Source organism: Actinomadura sp. NAK00032 (assembly GCF_013364275.1).
In the GTDB taxonomy this organism is placed as follows: domain Bacteria; phylum Actinomycetota; class Actinomycetes; order Streptosporangiales; family Streptosporangiaceae; genus Spirillospora.
Genome location: NZ_CP054932.1, coordinates 8,720,419 through 8,738,921, shown reverse-complemented (window position 1 = coordinate 8,738,921; position 18,503 = coordinate 8,720,419). Strand labels below are relative to the sequence as shown.

The following is an 18,503-nucleotide window of genomic DNA, read 5'->3' as shown; positions in this document are numbered from 1 at the left end:
GCACGCGTCGGCCGGCTTCTACCGGCGACTCCCATGGACGCCGGAGATGTCGGAGGCGAGGCATAGTGTTCGAACATGCGATCGAATATGGTCGGGGCGGCGGCGGAGTTCCGGCGGCGGCGAGCGCAGGTGCCGGTCGGCGAGGCGCGTATGGCGGAGGCGTTCCTGCGGGACGTGCGGGCACGAGCACCGGAACGCCTCCCGATCTTCCGGTCCCGGCTGCAGGGCGAGTTGCTCGCGCGCCTGCTGCTGGGGCCGTCCCGCGAGATGTCGATGCTCGACCTCGCCGTGATGCTCCGCACCGACCTCGCGTCCGTGATGCGCGAGGTGGAGCGGCTGGCGCGGGCGGGCATCCTCACCCTCCGGCGCACCATGGCCGGGCGGCTGGTGACGCGCGACGCGGGCAGTCCCCTCTACCGTCCGCTCGCCCACCTCCTCATGCTGACGTTCGGACCGGCGGCGGTGGTGGCGGAGGAGTTCGGCAGGCTCCCGTCCGTCCGCGAGCTCTACCTCTTCGGCGCCTGGGCCGAACGCTACGAGGACCCGGCCGGTGAGCAGTGCGGTGATGTCGAGGTACTGGTGATCGGCGACCTCGGCCCGGACGCCGCGTTCGACGCCGCCCAGGAGTCCGCCGCCAGGCTCGGCATCCCCGTCCACCCCGTTGTCCGCACCCGTACCCAGTGGGCGGACGACACCGACCCCTTCCTCCGCGAAATCCGCACAGGCCACCTCTACACGGTCCTGAGCGAACACCCCCCGACCCTCGCCCTCTGAGGCCCGCCCTGTGCAGTCCCCGCCCCCTGGCGCCCGCCCCGCCCGACGGCCGGCAGACGCCGAGCCGGCGGGTGGAGCGCGGGTCGGCTGTCAGCGACGGCACTCTGCTGCGCCCGGCCACCCAGCTCCCCGACCGCGGGGCGAGGCAGTGTCGGGAGTGGGGGATTAGGTGGTTAGCCAGGTTTTGATGGCCTGGTGGAGGTGGGTTTTGGTGCTGGGTGGGGCGAAGGCTGCGTCGATGCTTGCCTTGGCCAGGTCGGCGAGGACCTGGTCGTCGTAGCCGAAGGTGTCGCGGACGCGGGTGTACTCGATGGCGAGGGAGGTGTCGATCTGGGCGGGGATGTCGGTGTTGATCGTGACGATCAGGCCCGCGTCGCGGAGGCGGGGGAGCGGGTGCTCCTTCAGGGAGGGGGCGAAGCCCAGGGCGACGTTGGAGGACGGGCACACTTCGAGGGGGATCCCGCGGTCCCTGACCTCGGCCACGAGATCGCGGTCGTCCAGGACCCGGATGCCGTGGCCCAGGCGTTCGGTGCGGCCGGGGCCGAGGGCCTGGCGGATGCTCGCGGGGCCCTCTCCTTCGCCCGCGTGGTGGACGACGTGCAGGCCGGCGTCGCGTGCCGCGGCGAACACCTCGGTGAACGGGTCCCCGGGGTGCGCCTCGTCGCCCGCGAGCCCGATGGCGACCACGCGGTCGTGCCGGCGGGCGAGGTCGAGCGTGCGCCAGGCACGCTCGACGGAGCGGCGCCGGGAGTGGTCGAGGATGAGGCGGCACTCGATCCCGAACGCGTCCTCCCCGGCCTCCAGGCCCTCCAGGACGGCCTGGAGGGGCATGGCCGGGTCACCGAGCCGCTCGCCGTGTCCGGCGGCCGTGAACGACACCTCCGCGTACCGGACGCCCTGTGCGGACTCGTCCGCGCAGAACTCGTAGGCGATACGCCGGAAGTCGGCGGGGCGTCGCAGGCAGGCGCGGACGAGGTCGTTCTGCGCGAAGAAGGAGGTGAAGTCGCCGAACGCCGGCGTGTGCTTCGGAACGTCCACGCCGTTGGCCGCGCCGATCTCTCGGAGCGTCGCCCAGCGGACGGTGCTTTCCAGGTGGACGTGCAGGTGTGCTTTGGGCAGGGTCAGCAGATCACGCACGCCGGTACGTTATGGTCCCCCGCCACCGGGCGACCAGCGAATATTCGTTGCGTGGAGGGACGGTGAGCGCTGTTCGTGCTTCGTAGGGGAGATGTCGGTTCTAGGAGCTTCTTGTCGGCACCTAGGATCGCCAGGTGAAGGTCCGATCTCTTGCTTTTCGCACGGATCTGCTGATCCGCCGCCTGGCCGGTGCGATCGTCGTGGATCACCCGTCTCACCAGGTCGTGCGGACACCCTCCAATCCGAACTTCTGGTGGGGCAACTTCGTGCTCGTCGCTCCCGACGCGCTGCCGGGCGCTCCCGACCTCTTCGCCGCCGAGTTCCCTGAGGCGTCTCATCTGGCGATCGGGGTGGACGGGACCGAGGGCGAGGCGGGCCATCACGCGGAATGGGAGCGGCTCGGGATCGGTGTCGAGATCGACGCGGTCCTTACGACCTCATCGCTGCGAGGCCCGGTGGCGGCGGCGGGAGGGGCTGTCCTGCGTGCGCTGACCGGCGACGACTGGGGCCAGGCTGAACGACTGCGGCATGCGTGCGACGAGTTGGAGCCGTCGGAGGAGAACGCCGCGTTCCTGACGGCGAAACTCGCTGAGGAACGGCGGCTGTGCGAGGCGGGCGATGCCGTTTGGTTCGGCGCGTTCGTGGACGGCGAGATGCGCGCGAGCCTGGGTGTCGTCCTCGATGGCGAAGGACCCGCCCGCTACCAGAACGTCGAGACCCATCCCGCCTTTCGCCGACGCGGTCTGGCCTCCTCGCTCGTCCACTTCGCCGGAGTGGAGGCCATGTCCAGGGGCGCCCGGACGCTCGTGATCGTCGCCGACCCGGCGGGCGAGGCGATTCGGATCTACCGTTCCCTCGGCTTCGCCGAAACTGAGCGCCAAGTCAGACTCGAACGCGCGGCCGACGACACGGCACGCAGCCCGGCGCCTTGAATTGAATGGCCGGTCGCGCAGCACGGCCGGGTGCATTGACGGTTCCATCGTGACTGTCGGTCGGCGTATTTGCGCCTCAGTCCACCGGTCAAGCTGGTGGGCGTGTTCGCGCCGGGTGTGGTGTTGGATGTGTCGGGAGCGGGTCGCCGGTCGGGCCTTGTCGTTGAGGAGTTCTTGTGTTGCAGCGGGTTTATCGGGTTGAGGACGGGCGGCGTATCGATGGGGTCGCGCGGCCCGTCTTCATCCACAACATGGCGTATCACCTGTCCAATCTGCTCGTGTTCGCGGATGGTGCGATCAACTGTTGGGACTGGGTCGATCTGGACGGCCTGCGGGAGAAGCTCGACCGCGGTTGGGTGGTGACGGAGGTGCCCGAGGGCGGCGAGATCAGCGCGTTCGAGCTGGGGCGCTGGAAGGCCGCCGAGCCGAGGTTCGGCCTCACGGCGGAGATGCTGCTGGGCGAGGTGGCGGACGACATCGAGCGGTTGAACGGCCGTCCCGACTCCACCGGTCGGTGCCTGGCCGTGCTGGACCGGTATCTGGAGTCGCGGGACGAGGCCGATCGGCTGGCCTTGCGGGACGCCTACCTGGCGATCCCCGAGCACAAGCGCCACTACTCGCTCGGCGACATGGACAACAAGGACCGGCCACTGGTCTACCTGTGCACCGATGTCGGGGAGCCTCCGATAGGCGGGTGGTTCAACGACGACGAGGTCACCGAGGCAAAACGTGAATGGGCGCTGGAGTACTTCGCCGACCGGGACCGAGTTCGCGCGGAGTATGCGTCCAAACGGCCGGCGGATGACCCGGTCGAGCCGGCGGCGGGGCCGGTGCACTTCGGTGGGCGCGTGTATCCCAAGGGGTTCCCGGAGGACGCTGGGATCGACGTCCTGCAGAACGACTACCCGCGCCCGATCGAGGTCGGCGGTGTCACCTACCCGTCTGTGGAGCACGCTTACTGGACACTTTCCACCGATGATTCCGCTGCACGTGATCGGATTTGTGCGGCTGAGCGGGGATACGGTGCCCGGAAAGCCGCTGAGGAGGCGCCCCGCGTGCAAGGGTGGGCGCAGGCGCGGACGGCGGTGATGGCCGGTCTCCTGCGTGCCAAGTACGCACAGCATCCCGACCTGGCGGAAACTCTGGTCGGCACTGGCGATGCACCGCTGGCCTACAGCGGAATGGACTCCGACCACTGGAGCACGCGCGGCGGTGCGGGGCGCAACTGGGTGGGGCGGTTGCTCGAACTCGTCCGGTCCGAACTGCAGGCGGAGCGGGCCGGGATTCGGCTGCCCTGAGGGTCAGCGGGGGAGGGCGTAGCGGCCGTCGTCCAAGGGATCGACCAGGCCGTCGGCGATGAGGGCGTCCAGGGCGCGTTCGCGCTGGACGGCGTCCGACCAGACGATGTCGAGGGCCGGTTTCTCGACCGGGCCCTCGGCGTCCCGCAGGACGGCGAGGATGCGGCCGCGGCATTGGCGGTCGGTGCCGGCGTACGTCTGGCCCCGGCGCGGCGGCCCGTCGTAGGCGGGGCGTCCGGCCGCGTGCCAGGCGCACTTGTCGAGCACCGGGCAGTCGACGCAGCGGGGGGTGCGGGCGGTGCAGACGAGCGCGCCCAGTTCCATGGCGGCGACGGCCCAGCGGGCGGCGGTCGGCGCGTCGGGCGGCAGCAGGCTCTCCGCCAGCTCGACCTCCGCCTTGGTCTGCGACTTCGGCGGGTACTCGGCGCCGGAGACCAGCCGGGCCAGCACGCGCCGGACGTTGGTGTCGAGGACGGCGTGCCGCTGCCGGAACGCGAAGCTGGCGACGGCCGCGGCCGTGTACGCGCCGATGCCGGGCAGCGCCAGCAGGTCGGCGTGGGAGGACGGCACCTCGCCGCCGTGCCGTTCGGTGATCGCGCGGGCGGACTCGTGGAGGCGCAGGGCCCGGCGCGGGTAGCCGAGCCGGCCCCACGCCCGGACGGCCTCCCCGGACGGTTCGGCGGCCAGCGCGGCGGGGGTGGGCCAGCGGCTCATCCAGGCGTCCCAGACGGGCAGGACGCGGGAGACCGGGGTCTGCTGGAGCATGATCTCGCTGACCAGGACGCCCCACGGGGTCGCGTCCGGCGCCCGCCACGGGAGGTCCCGGGCGTTCGCCTCGTACCAGGCGAGGATCGGGGCGGTGTAGAGGGAGTTCAGGTTCATGGCGCGCCGCCATTGTGGCACGCGGCGGGTCGTCCCCTCGTTCCGGTCCGGCGAATGCATACTGCCCGTATGTTTCCGAATACTGGGCGTCACTCGGGTGGTTCTGGGTTGGACCAGTACTGGCGGCGTCGCGCGGCGGCTCTGGCCGCGGTTCTGGGCGCGGTCGGCCTGCTGGCCTGGGCGTGCGCCGGGACGGGCGAGAGCGAGCAGGTCCGGAACGCGGGCGCGGCCGAGAGCGCGAGCCCGCCGCCTCCGCCCACCGCGATGCCGACGGTCACGGTCACCGCGACGGCCACGCCCGAACCGGACCCGGCGAAGAGCGGCGGCCCCTGCGACGACGATGACCTGGTCATCAACATGTCGGCCCTGCGGAGCTCCTACAGCGGCTCCGAACGGCCCGAGTTCAGGGTCACGGTCGTCAACACGGGCCAGGGCTCCTGCAAGTTCGACACGGGTGTGCTGGACGTCCGCATAACGTCGGGCTCGGACCGCATCTGGTCGTCGGCCGAATGCCGCCGGGGCGACGCCGCCAAGGAGACGCTCCGGCGCGGCATCCCCTACGTCGACAACGTCGGCTGGGACCGCACCCGGGGCTGCAAGGGCAAGGTCACCGCCCGTCCCGGCACCTACGTGGCCCAGTTGAAGGGCACGAAGGTCGACAAGCAGATCTTCCGCCTGCGCTGACGTCCGCGCGGGTCAGACGTAGCGTTCCAGGATCGAGGACTCGGCGAGGCGGGAGAGGCCCTCGCGGACGCTGCGGGCACGGGACTCGCCGACGCCGCCGACCGCCTGGAGGTCGTCGATGCTGGCGGCGAGGAGCTTCTGCAGGCCACCGAAGTGCTCGACGAGGCGCTCGACGACCATGCTGGGCAGCCGGGGCACCTTGGCGAGCAGCCGGAAGCCCTTGGGGCTGACGGGCAGGTCGAGGGCGTCCGGGCCGGCGAAGCCCATCACCTCGGCGACCGTGGACAGGTCGAGCAGCTCGTTGGCGGACAGGGTGTCGAGCGACGACAGGATGGCCGCGACGCCGCGGGCGCGGGTGTCGTCGGACGGGTAGTCGCGGACGATCAGCTCCCGGTCGGCGTCGACGCCGGAGACCAGCTCGTCGAGTTGCAGGGACAGCAGCCGGCCGTCGGTGCCGAGCTCGACGACGTAGCCCTCGATCTCGTCGGCGATGCGCCGCACCATCTCCAGGCGCTGCACGACGGCGCTGACGTCGCGGACGGTGACGAGATCCTCGATCTCGAGGGCCGACAGCGTGCCGGACACCTCGTCGAGCCGCAGCTTGTAGCGTTCGAGCGTCGCCAGCGCCTGGTTGGCCTTGGACAGGATGGCCGCCGAGTCCTCCAGGACGTAGCGGATGCCGTCGAGGTACAGCGCGATGATGTGCATCGACTGGCTGACCGAGATCACGGGGAGGCCGGTCTGGCGGGCGACGCGCTCGGCGGTGCGGTGCCGCGTCCCGGACTCCTCGGTCGGGATGGTCGAGTCGGGCACGAGGTGGACGGCGGCGCGGACGATGCGGCTGTGGCTGTCGTCGAGGACGATCGCGCCGTCCATCTTGGCGAGTTCGCGCAGGCGGGTCGCCGAGAACTCGACGTCGAGCTCGAAGCCGCCCGTGCACAGCTCCTCGACCGGCTTGTCGTAGCCGAGCACGATCAGGCCGCCGGTGTGGCCCCGGAGGATCCGCTCCAGTCCGTCGCGGATCTGGGTGCCCGGGGCGACCGCTGCCAAGGTGGCGCGGCGTCGCTCGTCATGACTCTTGTCGTGTGATGGCACCTGACCCCCGGAGGTCGCTGGACGGCGTCAGTTTACCGAGGAGGGCCGCGCACTGGTTCCTCCCCAGGTCGCAAGCGTGCGTTGTGTGGAGTAATACTCTGGCGTGACCCGATTCACGGGGCCGTAAACGCGACCTGGAGCGCCTGTTTCAGGCTGTCGACCTCCATCACCTTCATGCCCTCGTAGCTGCTGAGCTGCGGGTCGGCGCGCTTGAGCGGGGATCCGTCGGCGAGTTCGAGGGAGCCGCGCGGGACGACGGCGTGCTTGAACCCGAGCCGGGCGGCCTCGGCGAGCCGCCGCTGGACGCCGGGCACGACGCGGACCTCCCCGGCGAGGCCGACCTCGCCGAGCGCGATCAGGCTGGTCGACAGGGCCTGCTCGACCGTGGAGCCGGCGACGGCGAGCGCGAGCGCGAGGTCGACGGACGTCTCGTTGAGCCGCACCCCGCCGACCGTGGAGACGTACACGTCCTGCTCGTGCATGGAGATCTTGCAGCGCTGCGCGAGGACGGCGAGGACCATCGCGACGCGGGAGGTGTCGAGGCCGGACGTGGCCCGGCGCGGCGCGGGCAGGTGCGACTTCGCGACGAGCGACTGCACCTCGGCGACGAGGGGCCGGCGGCCCTCCAGCGTGACGGTGACGCAGGTGCCGGGGACGGCCTCGTCGCGGCGGGTGAGGAACAGGCCGCTCGGGTCGGGCAGCCCGACGATGCCGACCTCGGAGAGGTCGAAGCAGCCGAGTTCGTCGGTCGGCCCGTAGCGGTTCTTCACGGCGCGGATCATGCGGAGCCGGGAGTGCCGGTCGCCCTCGAAGTACAGGACGACGTCGACGAGGTGCTCCAGCAGGCGCGGCCCGGCGATCGCGCCCTCCTTGGTGACGTGGCCGACGAGCACGACGGTGATGCCGCGCTCCTTGGCGACCCTGATCAGGTTGGCGGCGACCTCGCGGATCTGGGTGACGCCGCCGGGCGCGCCGTCGACCTCCGACGTCCCGATCGTCTGGATGGAGTCGACGACGAGCAGCGTCGGCTCGACGGTGTCGATGTGCCCGAGGATGGCCGACAGCTCGGTCTCGGCGGCGAGGTACAGCCGGTCGGTGATCGCCCCGACCCGGTCGGCGCGCAGCCGCACCTGCTCGGCCGACTCCTCGCCCGTCACGTACAGCACGTTCTTCGCGGGACCGGCGCCGTTGCCCTCCGGGCCGGTGGAGGCGAGCGCGGCGACCTCCAGCAGCAGCGTCGACTTGCCGATGCCCGGCTCGCCCGCCAGCAGCAGCACGGCGCCGGGCACGATGCCGCCGCCGAGCACCCGGTCGAGCTCGTCCAGGCCGGTGGGGCGGGTCTGCGCGGACCGGACGTCCACCTGCCCGATCGGCTTGGCGGGCGCGCTGACCGGCCCGGCGGACACGACCCGCGCGGGGGTGGCGGACGCCGCCTCGGTGACCGTCCCCCACGTCTGGCACTCGCCGCAGCGCCCCACCCACTTGGACGTCTGCCAGCCGCACTCCGAGCACCGATAGGCCGCCTTGGCCGTCTTAGCCTTCGCCATGAGACGGAAGCGTAGGGCTCGCCTGCGACAGTGCGCTCGCGTCAGCGCCTCAGGTCTCCTTGCGGGCTCGCTCGATCAGGTCCCCGAGGTGGTCGGAGACGACGCCGGGCCGCTCCATCATGGCCATGTGCCCGGCGGCCGGGACGACCTCCAGCCGGGCGGACGGCACGCACGAGGCGATCTTGAGGCTGTGCTCGATCGGGGTGAGCATGTCGTTCTCGCCGCCGAGGACGAGGGTGTCGGCGCCGCCGAGGGCGCCGCAGTCGCTGATCACGTCGGTGGTGATCATCGAGCGGAGGAAGGCGGCGAACGCGTCCATCCGGGTCTCGGTCATCATCTGCTCGGCGAACGCGACGGCGGCGGGGCTCGCCTCGGGGCCGAACGCGACGAGGTCCTCGACGAGGGTGGCGGCGTCGCGGCCGAGGTGGCGGACCTTCTCCACGGCGCCGGAGCCGGCGCCGAACGCGTCGAGGGCGCGCGGCAGGACGCGGTGCGTGGTGCGCGCGAGCAGCGCGGGCATGCCGAGGGTGATCTCGCCGAGCCCGCCGGAGGAGGTGCACAGCAGCCCGGCGGCGAGGATCTTGCGGCCGACCAGCTCCGGGTGCTCGTCGACGTACCGCATGATCGTCATCCCGCCCATCGAGTGGCCGACGAGGACCACGGGCGTGTCGGCGGGGACGGTCGCCTCGATGACGGCGGCGAGGTCGGCGGCGAGCCGGGGGATGGCGTAGCCGTCGCGGTCGCCGCCGTCGGAGCGGCCGTGGCCGCGCTGGTCCCAGAAGACGAGCCGGCCGAGGCCGCGCAGCGCCTTGCGCTGGAAGTGCCAGGAGTCCTGGGTGAGCGTCCAGCCGTGCGAGAACACGACGGCGAGGTCGGTGCGGTCGGCGCCGTCGATCTCGGCGTACAGCCGGGTGCCGTCGTCGGCCCGGACGGGGGTGGGCCGCCCGCGCAGGGAGCCGAACGGCTCGCCCGCGAACGGGTCGGGACGCAGCTGGAGGCGGCGCATCGCGCGGCGCTGGGCGACCAGCCCGGCGCCCGCGCCGGCGGCACCGGCGGCGGTGGCGGCCAGCAGCCCGCCGAAGGCTCTCCCGGCAGTGACACGGCCCATGTCGGTCCTCCCGTATGACCAACTAGTCAGTAACTCAGGGGCAACGCCACCACAAATTCACGGCATAGTCCACCTCCAGGCCCGGATGCTCGCGCAGGCAGGCGTCCGCGAGATCGGGCGGGAACTCGATGCGCAGCACGGCGGCGAGGTCGTCGCGGCTCTGGAACGCCCACCGGATCGTCAGCGGCTCGCGGGCGTAGCCGCGGCGCGTCCAGAACCGCTCGACGGCCGCCGGGTCGTATTTCGGCAGGCTCCGCTGGAACCAGCGGCCGAACGTGGAGCGGGTGGCGTCGTTGTCGATGATGAACACGGCCCCGCCGCGCCGGACGACCCGGTCGAGTTCGGCGAGGCCCGGTTCGCAGCCCGGCCCGAAGAAGTAGGCCCACCGGGCGTGGACGACGTCGACGGAGGCGTCCGGGAGCGGCAGCGCCTGCGCCGCGCCCACACGGACGGTGACGTTCGGCAGGTCCCGGGTGCGGCGCGCGGCGGACGCGGCGAGCCCGGCGTGCGGCTCCACACCGACCACCCGGCGCGCGTCGGCGGCGAAGAACGGCAGGTGGAAGCCCGTCCCGCAGCCGAGGTCGAGGACGTCGGCGCCCTGCCACGGGCGGATCGCGCGCATCGCGCCGGCGAGCACCCCGTCCGGGTCGACGGCGCGGTTCTCCAGCTCGTAGACCTGCGGGGTGTTCCAGATGTTGGGGCTCGGCACGGCGCCCGGCGCGATATCGGCCACGGAGACAGAGCGTAACCGGCGCCGGGCGGGCGTCGCGGGCCGTCGCGGGGCGACGCGTCGAGGATCACTCCGGCCGGTTGTCTCATCCGCGGCGCCGCCGCATAGGCTTTGCCTTGCGAACCTGATGAACATCGTCGAGCGATCATTCCTGGCGAGGAAGCCTTGACCCCGCAGCACAACGGCGTCAGTACACCGGCTCTTCGGGTACCGGACGCGCCGATCACGCTCTCCACCGCGTCGGTCTACCCGGAGAAGGTACCGAGCGCGTTCGAGATCGCCGCGCTGCTGGGCTACGACGGCATCGAGGTCATGGTCTCCACGGACGCCTCCTCCCAGGACCTGAACGTCCTGCGCCGGCTGTCCGACTACCACCAGGTGCCGATCAAGTCGATCCACGCGCCGTGCCTGCTGCTGACCCAGCGGGTGTGGGGGCGCGAGCCCTGGGGCAAGCTCGTCCGCTCCAAGGAGGTCGCCGAGGAGCTGGGCGCGGAGGTCGTCGTCGTCCACCCGCCGTTCCGCTGGCAGCGCGACTACGCCAAGGAGTTCGTCGAGGGCATCGCGCGCATGCAGGAGGAGACGGACGTCCTGTTCGCGGTGGAGAACATGTTCCCGCTCAAGGCGCGCGGCGCCGAGGCCGGCATGTACCTGCCCGACTGGAACCCCGTCGACCAGGACTACCCGTACGTCACCCTCGACCTGTCCCACACCGCCGTGTCGGGGTCGGACGCCATCGACATGGCGGGCACCCTGGGCGAGCGTCTGCGGCACATCCACCTCGCCGACGGCGTGGGCATCACCAACAAGGACGAGCATCTCGTCCCGGGGCGGGGCAACCAGCCGTGCGGGCCGATGCTGGAGAACCTCGCCGAGGGCGGTTTCCGGGGGCACGTCGTCCTCGAAGTGAACACGCGGCGCGCGTCCAGCCGGGTCGAGCGGATGGAGGACCTCGCCGAGGCCCTGGCGTTCGCCCGGCTGCACCTGGCCGCCTCCGCGCACACCTGGGAGGTCACGCCGGCCGGGGAGATCACCCGCCGGGGCGTGCGGTGACGGAGGCCGCGCGGCGGCGCGGCCGGGGCCCCGGACGGCGCCCCGGCCCGACCGAGACGCGGGAGAAGATCCTCGCCGAGGCCCGCGAGCTGTTCGCCGAGAAGGGCTACGACGGCGCCTCGCTGCGCGCGATCGCCCGCGCCGCCGGGGTGGACCCCGCGCTCGTCCACCACTTCTTCGGCAACAAGGAGGGCGTGTTCATCGAGGCCATGCGCTTCCCGGTGGACCCGTCCGTCATCCTGCCGCGCATCATGGCGTCCCCGCCCGACCGGCTCGGCGAGACGATGGTCCGCACGTTCCTGGACGTGTGGGGCGACGACGACCGCCGCGCGCCGATGCTGGCGATGCTCCGCTCGGCGATGACGAACGAGCGGGCGGCGGCGCTGCTGCGCGAGTTCGTCACGGTCGCCCTGTTCGGACGCGCCAAGCAGGCCACGCAGGCGCCGCCGCTCGGCATCCAGGCGGCGGCCGGGCAGATGATCGGCCTGATGATCCTGCGCTACGTCCTGTGCATCGAGCCCATGGCCTCCGCCACTGAGGACGAGCTGATCACCCTGGTCGCCCCGACCGTCCAGCGCTACCTGACCGGCTGACCTCCCCGACCATCCGGTCCCGCGTCCCCGCGTCTCCGCCGCCCCGGCGTGTTTTCGCCGTGCCGTGTTCTCGTCGATCGTTCGCGGGGTTTCGGCGTACGTCTTGACCGGTGGGGTGGTGCGCGCATAAATTCAACACATGATGAGTTCTAGTCCGGCGGGCGGAGCCGAGCCGGCGGTGCGGGTGCGGGATCTGCGGGTCGTGCGCGGTGGCCGGGAGGTGCTGCACGGCCTCACCTTCGACATCCCGCGCGGGTCGATCGTGGGGCTGCTCGGTCCGAGCGGCTGCGGGAAGACCACGCTGATCCGGGCGCTCGTCGGCGTTCAGATCGTGGCGAGCGGCACCGTGACCGTGCTCGGCGAGGCCGCCGGGTCGGCCGGGCTGCGGCACCGCGTCGGGTACGCGACGCAGTCGCCCGCCGTGTACGCCGACCTGACCGTCGCCGAGAACCTGCGCTACTTCGCGTCCGTCCTGCGCGCGCCGCGCTCGGACGTCGACCGCGTCATCGACGAGGTCGGGCTCGGCCGGAGCCGCGACCAGACGGCGGCGACGCTGTCCGGCGGGCAGCTCAGCCGCACCAACCTCGCCGTGGCGCTGCTCGGGTCGCCGGAGCTCGTCGTGCTGGACGAGCCGACCGTCGGCCTCGACCCGGTGCTGCGGCAGGAGCTGTGGGAGCTGTTCCGGGAACTGGCCGACCGGGGCGCGACCCTCGTGGTGTCCAGCCACGTGATGGACGAGGCGGGCCGCACCGACCGGCTGCTGCTGATGCGCGAGGGCGTCGTCCTCGCCGACGGCACCCCGGACGGGCTGCGCGCCCGCACCGGCGCGTCCGACCTGGAAGAGGCGTTCCTGCACCTGATCACCGAGAAGGCCGGGAGTCCCACATGAGCACGGCGATCACCCTTGCCACGACGCGGCGCATCCTGGCGCAGCTCAAGCACGACCACCGCACGCTGGCGCTGCTGGTCGGCGTGCCGACGCTGCTGATGATCCTGCTGCGGTACGTGTTCGACCAGCCGGCGCTCTTCGACCGGATCGGGCCGATGCTGCTCGGCCTGTTCCCGTTCACCGTGATGTTCGTCGTCGCGAGCGTCGCCACCCTCCGGGAGCGGACGAGCGGCACCCTCGAACGGCTGATGACCATGCCGCTCGGCAAGCTGGACCTGCTGCTCGGCTACGCGCTCGCGTTCGGGCTGATCGCGCTGGTCCAGGTCGCGGTGGTGCTCGTGATCTCGCTGACCTGGCTCGGCCTCGACCTGAACGGCTCGCTCGGCTCGCTGGTGCTGGTGTCCCTGCTGGACGCGCTGCTCGGCATGGCGCTCGGCCTGTTCGCCAGCGCGTTCGCGCGGACCGAGTTCCAGGCCGTCCAGTTCATGCCCGCGTTCGTCCTGCCGCAGATGCTGCTGTGCGGGCTGATCGTCCCGCGCGAGGACATGGCGTCCTGGCTCCAGGCCGTCGCGGACGTCCTGCCGCTGTCGTACGCGGTGGAGGGCATGCAGGAGATCGGCGCCCGGCCCGAGTTCACCGGCACCCTCGGGGTGGACGTGGCCGTCATCGCGGCCTTCACGGTCGCGGCCCTGGTCCTGGGCGCGGTCACGCTGCGGCGCCGCACGGCCTAGCCTGCGGCGGGCCCGCGACGCCCCACCTCGGGTCAACCGGACAGGTGGGGCGAAGTGGGCCATCCCCGGCCGATCCTGCTGGTAGCTTCAGCGCCATGACCGCGCCAGAACATCCCGGGTCGCAGGGGCCCCAGGCAGCGCCGCCCCCGCCGCAGGGCGAGGGCGCCCCGCCACCGGCGGGGAAGGCCGAGGGCGACGACGCGTTCTGGGCGGGCGCGGACGGCGCGGAGCGCAAGCGCAAGCGGCGGTGGCCGCGCGTCCTGATCGCCGTGGGCGTGTTCTTCACGCTGCTGGTCGCCGGGATCGGCGGCCTGGTGTGGCAGCGCCAGTCGTCCTACATCGGCAACATCGACCGGGCCAAGGGCGTCATGCCGAGCGAGGGCGCGAACCGGCCGGGGCCGAACGTGGAGGGCACCGAGAACTGGCTGCTCGTCGGGTCCGACTCGCGCGCGGAGAACGGGACGACCGGGGAGGGCGGCGACGTCTGGAAGCCGGGGCAGCAGCGCACCGACACGATCATGCTGCTGCACCTGCCGGCGGACCGGAAGAAGGCGTACATCATCTCGTTCCCGCGCGACTCGTGGGTCGAGATCCCCGGCTACGGCAAGCAGAAGATCAACGCGGCGTTCTCGTACGGCGGGCCGAAGCTGCTGATCGAGACGCTGGAGGGCCTCACCGGGATCCGCGTCGACCACTACGGCGCGATCGACTTCGAGGGCTTCAAGACGATGACGGACGCGCTCGGCGGCGTCACCGTCAACATCAAGCAGAGCGTGTACGACCCGGCCCGCAAGAAGCAGTGGACGGCCGGCCGGCAGAAGCTGAACGGCGAGGAGGCGCTGCTGTTCGTCCGGCAGCGCTACAACCTGCCGAACGGCGACTTCGACCGGATCAAGCGGCAGCAGGCGTTCCTCGGCGCCCTCGCCAAGCAGGCCGCCGACCGCGGCACGCTCACCAACCCCCTCAAGCTGGACCGGTTCCTGTCCGCGCTCACCAAGTCCATCAGCGTGGACGAGGGCGTGTCCGGCGGCCATCTGAGGTCGCTGGTGCTGAGCATGCGGAACGTCCGGGCGTCGGACGTGCGGTTCATGACGCTGCCGTTCAAGGGCACCGGGACGCGCGCCAAGCAGAGCGTCGTGCTGCTGGACGGTGCCAAGGCGAAGCAGCTGTTCGAGGCCGTCAAGTCCGCGCGCATGGACGAGTACGTCCAGAAGCACGGGGGCGGCAACAGCCTGGGCACCGTGTCGTGATCGCCGGGTGGCCACGGGCTTAACCTGGAACGCAGGGGCACGGACGACAACCGGGGGTGCGCACAGTGCTTCGTCAGGCGTTGCTCGCCGCATCGCGCAGTGGCGGCGCGCGCAGGGTGGTGGAGACCGCGCCGTTCACCGGCGACGTCGTCCGGCGCTTCATCGCGGGCGAGACGATCGAGGACGCCGCGCTCGTCACGGAGCGGCTGACCGGCGAGGGGCTGCTCGTCACCCTGGACGTCCTGGGCGAGGACACGCACGACAAGGGCCGCGCCGAGGTGAACGCCCAGCGCTATGTCGAACTGCTGGAACGGCTGGGGGACGCCGCTCTCGGCACCCGCGCCGAGGTGTCGCTGAAGCTCTCCGCCGTCGGGCAGACCCTCGACGAAGACTTCGCCTTGGAGAACGCCCGCCGCGTCTGCACGGCCGCACATGACGCCGGTACGACGGTGACTCTCGACATGGAAGAGCACACCACCGTCGACTCGACCCTCCGGATCGTCCACGAACTGCGGCGCGACTTCCCGGACGTGGGCGCCGTCATCCAGTCGTATCTGCGGCGGGCAGAGGAGCACTGCGCGGAACTGGCCTACGAGGGGTCGCGCGTAAGGCTGTGCAAGGGCGCGTACGCGGCGCCTGTGGCGGTGGCCTTCACCGACAAGGAAGAGATCGACAAGTCGTACGTCCGCTGTATGAAGGTCCTGATGGCGGGCAAGGGCTACCCGATGCTGGCCAGCCACGACCCCCGGCTCATCGAGATCGCCGAGGCGCTGTCGGTCCTGCACGAGCGCGACCCGGGCACGTTCGAGTACCAGATGCTCTACGGCGTGCGCTCGCAGGAGCAGCGCCGGCTGGCGGCCCAGGGCGCGCAGGTGCGCGTCTACGTCGCCTACGGGCCCGAGTGGTACGAGTACTTCATGCGCCGCCTGGCGGAACGTCCCGCCAACCTCCGCCTGTTCGCGCGCTCCATCGCCCGGCGGTCCTGAGACCCGCGGTCCTGATCCCGGCACGCCGGAGGGTCCTGACCGGTCGGCGGCGCGGGCGCGCCGATAGGCTGAGCCGGTCGATATATCCCCACGTCAAGGTTTGCCGATGATCGCGATTCTGGGTGCCGGGAAGATGGGCGAGGCGCTGCTGTCCGGGGTGCTCCGGGCCGGCCGCCGCCCGTCCGAGCTGATGGCCACCGCGCGCCGGGAGGAGCGCGGCGCGCTGCTGCGCGAGCGGTACGGCGTCGAGGTCGTGCCGAACGCGGAGGCGGCGGCCACGGCGGAGACGCTGATCCTCGCGGTGAAGCCGCAGGACATGGGCGCCCTGCTGGACGAGATCGGCGCGCACGTCCCGCCCGGCCGGCTGGTGATCTCGATGGCGGCGGGCATCACCACCGGGTTCATCGAGGCCCGGCTGCCGGACGGCGTCCCGGTCGTCCGCGTCATGTCGAACACGCCGGTGCACGTCGACGAGGCGATGAGCGTGATCTCGCCCGGCTCGCACGCGGCGGAGGAGCACCTGAAGCTGGCCGAGGAGCTGCTGTCCCCGGTCGGGAAGGTGCTGCGCATCCCCGAGTCGCTGCAGGACGGTGCGACGGCCCTGTCCGGCAGCGGCCCCGCGTACTTCTACTACCTGGTCGAGGCGATGGTGGACGCCGGGATCCTGCTCGGCATGCCGCGCGCCGCCGCGCTGGAGATGGTGATCCAGTCGGCGGTCGGCGCGGCGGTGATGCTGCGCGACTCCGGCGAGCACCCGGTGCTGCTGCGCGAGGCGGTCACCTCGCCGGGCGGGACGACGATCTCGGCGATCCGGGAGCTGGAGAGGCACGGTGTCCGCGCGGCGGTGCTGGAGGCGATCGAGGCGGCCCGCAACCGGGGCCGCGAGCTGGCGAGCGGCTGAGGACGCGCCCCGCCCGCCCCCTTCGCCGGCTTTCTCATGAAAAGTTCATCTTTGAACATTGAGCCGCCCATGGGGGTGCGCTCGTGTTAGGGGTATGGGACTCATACTCCGCCTGATCGTCGCCGCCGGGCTGGCGGCCGACGCCATCGTGCACTGGATGTTCGCGCCCGACATGGCCTACGTCGCGGGCGGGTCCATCGGCGGCGACGACCTCTTCCGGATCCAGGCGGCGGTCGCCGGCGTGGTCGCCGTGCTCGTCCTCACCTACGCGTCCCGCTGGGTGTACGCGCTGGCGTTCCTCGTCGCGGCGAGCGCGGCCGGCGCCGTCGTCCTCTACTACTACGCCGACCCCGGGGCGCTCGGCCCGCTGCCCGACATGCACGAGCCCGTCTGGTACCTCGACAAGACGATCAGCCTGGTCGGGGAGGCGGGCGCCGCGCTGGCCGCGCTGGCCGGGTTCTTCGTGGCGGGCGGCCGGCGCCGTCCGGCGGAGGAGGAGGCGGACCTGGAGCACGCGTCCGCGGGCCGCTTCTAGCCGCCGGGTCCGGACGACCAAGATCGTGATATTCGCCGCGCCACCCGTGCCGCCCGGTTAGGCTCGAATTGATCTTGGGTTCGGGGAGACACGGATGCAACAGCGGCGCGAACGTCCAGCCGGGATGCCGTTCCCGGCGTCCGCCCTGCACAAGGCCCTGCTGAAGGCCCGCGTCCCGCGCTTCATGGCCGACCACGCGGCGGCGCTCCTCGCCGGGCTCACCCGGCGGGACGGCGGGAAGGACCGCCGCGACAAGGCGGACGACAAGGCGGACTGAGCGGGCCCGGCCGACTAGGCGGCTTTCGTGCGGCCCTTCGGGCGGCCGGTGACGGACTGGATGAAGCGGGCCGCGTCGTCCATCGCCTCGCCCGCCTCGGGCAGGACGCGGTTCAGGATCTGGAAGACGTGCATCTGGCCGTTCCAGACCTGGAGTTCGCAGTCCCCGCCGGCGCTGCGCAGGGCGTCGGCGAACGCCTCGGCCTCGGTGCGCAGCACCTCGGCGCCGCCCACCTGGATGAGGACGGGCGGCATGTCCGTCCAGGCGCAGGTGAGCAGGGCGAGCCGCGGGTCGTCGAAACCGGCCGGGCCCACCACGAGCCGCGCGATCCGGCGTGCCGAGGAGGCGCTGATGTAGGGGTCGCGGGCGCGCTCCTGCGCCTGGATGGACAGTTCGCAGGTCAGGTCAACCCAGGGCGAGAACAGGGCGACGCCGGCGGGGTTCGGCAGGTCCAGCCGGCAGATCTCCCCGGCGAGGACGGCGGCGAGGTGGCCGCCGGCCGAGTCGCCCGCGATGACGATGCGGGACGCGGGCACGCCCCGCGCGAGCAGCCACCGGTAGGCGGCGACGGCGTCCTCCAGCGGCGCGGGGAACGGGTGCTCGGGCGCCAGCCGGTAGCGCAGCGCGAGGACGGGCAGCCCGGTGTCGTGCGCGAGCCGCGACGTCATCGGCCGGTGGGTGCGCGGCGAGCACGCCACGTAGCCGCCGCCGTGCAGGTAGAGGACGGCTCCGCGGGGCCGCCGGCGCTTCGCGGCGTCCCGGGGGGCGACCCATTCGCCCTTGACCCGGCGCTCCTCGCCGTCGTCCTCCTGCCGCTCGTCCAGTCCCTCGATCCGGACGCCGGGGTGGGGCCGCATCAGTAATGACGCGGCGTCCACGGTGGAACGGGCGGTCCGGAGCCCGGTGGTGTGGCCGGGGAGGTACTGCATCAGAGGCCGGACGCCCAGGCGCAGAGCGCTGCTGATCGCTCGGCTGCGAACGCTCGGGCTGTCCATGGACCCCCCTTTGGTGTTTTCGTGTCGTGTGATCGGTATGCCCGTTTTTGGCAGGTAACTCACGTCACAGTGCCGAAACGGGGCCGGGAGGCTCCCGGCGTACGCCCCG

Annotated in this window: 20 protein-coding genes; 13 read left to right on the top strand and 7 right to left on the bottom strand. The window is 72.0% G+C overall.

Annotation, left to right across the window (positions count from 1 at the left end; translation table 11 throughout):
• Positions 1 to 75: 75 nt before the first annotated feature.
• Positions 76 to 774 (top strand): ArsR family transcriptional regulator, encoded by a 699-nt coding sequence (locus tag HUT06_RS40230; protein WP_176200489.1) that lies wholly within the window; start codon positions 76 to 78, stop codon positions 772 to 774.
• 165 nt (positions 775 to 939) lie between these two features.
• Here HUT06_RS40230 and add read toward each other — a convergent pair whose 3' ends face one another.
• The gene (gene add, locus HUT06_RS40225; protein ID WP_176200488.1) at positions 940 to 1,911 is read right to left on the bottom strand and encodes an adenosine deaminase; all 972 of its coding nucleotides are present in this window, start codon (positions 1,909 to 1,911) and stop codon (positions 940 to 942) included.
• A gap of 134 nt (positions 1,912 to 2,045) precedes the next feature.
• On the opposite strand from add, the gene HUT06_RS40220 reads away from it, so the two are divergent.
• Together HUT06_RS40220 and HUT06_RS40215 are read left to right on the top strand one after the other, a co-directional pair.
• Complete coding sequence (locus HUT06_RS40220) at positions 2,046 to 2,843, top strand: GNAT family N-acetyltransferase (RefSeq protein ID WP_176200487.1); 798 nt, start codon at positions 2,046 to 2,048, stop codon at positions 2,841 to 2,843.
• A gap of 176 nt (positions 2,844 to 3,019) precedes the next feature.
• The gene (locus HUT06_RS40215; RefSeq protein WP_176200486.1) at positions 3,020 to 4,141 is read left to right on the top strand and encodes an NADAR family protein; all 1,122 of its coding nucleotides are present in this window, start codon (positions 3,020 to 3,022) and stop codon (positions 4,139 to 4,141) included.
• Positions 4,142 to 4,144: 3 nt separating this feature from the next.
• Here the strand turns inward: HUT06_RS40215 and HUT06_RS40210 are convergent, their stop codons facing one another.
• A complete protein-coding gene (locus tag HUT06_RS40210; protein WP_176200485.1) occupies positions 4,145 to 5,023 on the bottom strand; it encodes an A/G-specific adenine glycosylase in 879 nt (292 codons plus the stop codon).
• 108 nt (positions 5,024 to 5,131) lie between these two features.
• Here HUT06_RS40210 and HUT06_RS40205 point away from each other — a divergent pair, with 108 nt between their 5' ends.
• The gene (locus HUT06_RS40205; RefSeq protein ID WP_254715640.1) at positions 5,132 to 5,707 is read left to right on the top strand and encodes a hypothetical protein; all 576 of its coding nucleotides are present in this window, start codon (positions 5,132 to 5,134) and stop codon (positions 5,705 to 5,707) included.
• 12 nt (positions 5,708 to 5,719) lie between these two features.
• On the opposite strand, the gene disA is transcribed toward HUT06_RS40205, so the two are convergent.
• From disA to HUT06_RS40185, 4 genes are all read right to left on the bottom strand, one after another.
• Positions 5,720 to 6,802: a DNA integrity scanning diadenylate cyclase DisA gene (disA, locus tag HUT06_RS40200; protein ID WP_176200483.1), complete on the bottom strand. Its 1,083-nt coding sequence runs from the start codon at positions 6,800 to 6,802 to the stop codon at positions 5,720 to 5,722.
• A gap of 113 nt (positions 6,803 to 6,915) precedes the next feature.
• Complete coding sequence (gene radA / locus HUT06_RS40195; protein WP_176200482.1) at positions 6,916 to 8,349, bottom strand: DNA repair protein RadA; 1,434 nt, start codon at positions 8,347 to 8,349, stop codon at positions 6,916 to 6,918.
• Between the two features lie 49 nt (positions 8,350 to 8,398).
• Positions 8,399 to 9,457 carry an alpha/beta fold hydrolase gene (locus HUT06_RS40190; protein ID WP_176200481.1) on the bottom strand — a complete coding sequence of 353 codons (1,059 nt, stop codon included), beginning with the start codon at positions 9,455 to 9,457 and terminating at the stop codon, positions 8,399 to 8,401.
• A 34-nt stretch (positions 9,458 to 9,491) separates the two neighbouring features.
• Positions 9,492 to 10,190 carry a class I SAM-dependent methyltransferase gene (locus tag HUT06_RS40185; RefSeq protein ID WP_254715638.1) on the bottom strand — a complete coding sequence of 233 codons (699 nt, stop codon included), beginning with the start codon at positions 10,188 to 10,190 and terminating at the stop codon, positions 9,492 to 9,494.
• Positions 10,191 to 10,352: 162 nt separating this feature from the next.
• Here HUT06_RS40185 and HUT06_RS40180 point away from each other — a divergent pair, with 162 nt between their 5' ends.
• The 9 genes from HUT06_RS40180 to HUT06_RS40140 all read left to right on the top strand — a co-directional run bounded on the left by HUT06_RS40180 (position 10,353) and on the right by HUT06_RS40140 (position 17,399).
• Positions 10,353 to 11,237, top strand: a complete 885-nt coding sequence (locus HUT06_RS40180; RefSeq protein ID WP_176200479.1) for a sugar phosphate isomerase/epimerase — start codon at positions 10,353 to 10,355, stop codon at positions 11,235 to 11,237.
• Positions 11,234 to 11,830: a TetR family transcriptional regulator gene (locus HUT06_RS45450; protein WP_302931868.1), complete on the top strand. Its 597-nt coding sequence runs from the start codon at positions 11,234 to 11,236 to the stop codon at positions 11,828 to 11,830. Before HUT06_RS40180 ends, HUT06_RS45450 begins: the two co-directional genes overlap by 4 nt.
• Positions 11,831 to 11,969: 139 nt before the next feature.
• Positions 11,970 to 12,719, top strand: coding sequence for an ABC transporter ATP-binding protein (locus tag HUT06_RS40170; protein ID WP_217711637.1), 750 nt, complete (start codon positions 11,970 to 11,972; stop codon positions 12,717 to 12,719).
• Positions 12,716 to 13,450, top strand: coding sequence for an ABC transporter permease (locus HUT06_RS40165; protein ID WP_176200478.1), 735 nt, complete (start codon positions 12,716 to 12,718; stop codon positions 13,448 to 13,450). The genes HUT06_RS40170 and HUT06_RS40165 overlap by 4 nt, the downstream gene beginning before the upstream one ends.
• 95 nt (positions 13,451 to 13,545) lie before the next feature.
• On the top strand, positions 13,546 to 14,700 hold the full coding sequence (locus tag HUT06_RS40160; RefSeq protein WP_176200477.1) for an LCP family protein: 1,155 nt from the start codon (positions 13,546 to 13,548) through the stop codon (positions 14,698 to 14,700).
• 65 nt (positions 14,701 to 14,765) lie between these two features.
• The gene (locus HUT06_RS40155) at positions 14,766 to 15,686 is read left to right on the top strand and encodes a proline dehydrogenase family protein (protein WP_176200476.1); all 921 of its coding nucleotides are present in this window, start codon (positions 14,766 to 14,768) and stop codon (positions 15,684 to 15,686) included.
• Between the two features lie 106 nt (positions 15,687 to 15,792).
• Positions 15,793 to 16,587, top strand: a complete 795-nt coding sequence (proC, locus tag HUT06_RS40150; protein ID WP_176200475.1) for a pyrroline-5-carboxylate reductase — start codon at positions 15,793 to 15,795, stop codon at positions 16,585 to 16,587.
• Between the two features lie 94 nt (positions 16,588 to 16,681).
• The gene (locus HUT06_RS40145) at positions 16,682 to 17,122 is read left to right on the top strand and encodes a hypothetical protein (RefSeq protein WP_176200474.1); all 441 of its coding nucleotides are present in this window, start codon (positions 16,682 to 16,684) and stop codon (positions 17,120 to 17,122) included.
• 94 nt (positions 17,123 to 17,216) lie between these two features.
• On the top strand, positions 17,217 to 17,399 hold the full coding sequence (locus tag HUT06_RS40140; RefSeq protein ID WP_176200473.1) for a hypothetical protein: 183 nt from the start codon (positions 17,217 to 17,219) through the stop codon (positions 17,397 to 17,399).
• Between the two features lie 14 nt (positions 17,400 to 17,413).
• Here HUT06_RS40140 and HUT06_RS40135 read toward each other — a convergent pair whose 3' ends face one another.
• Positions 17,414 to 18,394 (bottom strand): alpha/beta hydrolase, encoded by a 981-nt coding sequence (locus tag HUT06_RS40135; RefSeq protein WP_176200472.1) that lies wholly within the window; start codon positions 18,392 to 18,394, stop codon positions 17,414 to 17,416.
• Between the last annotated feature and the right edge of the window lie 109 nt (positions 18,395 to 18,503).

What these genes read in the sequence shown, in the direction of transcription:
- HUT06_RS40230 (WP_176200489.1), top strand. Translation starts at nt 76, where the DNA reads ATGCGATCGAATATGGTCGGGGCGGCGGCGGAGTTCCGGCGGCGGCGA.
- HUT06_RS40210 (WP_176200485.1), bottom strand. Translation starts at nt 5,023, where the DNA reads ATGAACCTGAACTCCCTCTACACCGCCCCGATCCTCGCCTGGTACGAG.
- radA (WP_176200482.1), bottom strand. Translation starts at nt 8,349, where the DNA reads ATGGCGAAGGCTAAGACGGCCAAGGCGGCCTATCGGTGCTCGGAGTGC.
- HUT06_RS40190 (WP_176200481.1), bottom strand. Translation starts at nt 9,457, where the DNA reads ATGGGCCGTGTCACTGCCGGGAGAGCCTTCGGCGGGCTGCTGGCCGCC.
- HUT06_RS40170 (WP_217711637.1), top strand. Translation starts at nt 11,970, where the DNA reads ATGATGAGTTCTAGTCCGGCGGGCGGAGCCGAGCCGGCGGTGCGGGTG.
- HUT06_RS40165 (WP_176200478.1), top strand. Translation starts at nt 12,716, where the DNA reads ATGAGCACGGCGATCACCCTTGCCACGACGCGGCGCATCCTGGCGCAG.
- HUT06_RS40160 (WP_176200477.1), top strand. Translation starts at nt 13,546, where the DNA reads ATGACCGCGCCAGAACATCCCGGGTCGCAGGGGCCCCAGGCAGCGCCG.
- proC (WP_176200475.1), top strand. Translation starts at nt 15,793, where the DNA reads ATGATCGCGATTCTGGGTGCCGGGAAGATGGGCGAGGCGCTGCTGTCC.
- HUT06_RS40145 (WP_176200474.1), top strand. Translation starts at nt 16,682, where the DNA reads ATGGGACTCATACTCCGCCTGATCGTCGCCGCCGGGCTGGCGGCCGAC.
- HUT06_RS40140 (WP_176200473.1), top strand. Translation starts at nt 17,217, where the DNA reads ATGCAACAGCGGCGCGAACGTCCAGCCGGGATGCCGTTCCCGGCGTCC.
- HUT06_RS40135 (WP_176200472.1), bottom strand. Translation starts at nt 18,394, where the DNA reads ATGGACAGCCCGAGCGTTCGCAGCCGAGCGATCAGCAGCGCTCTGCGC.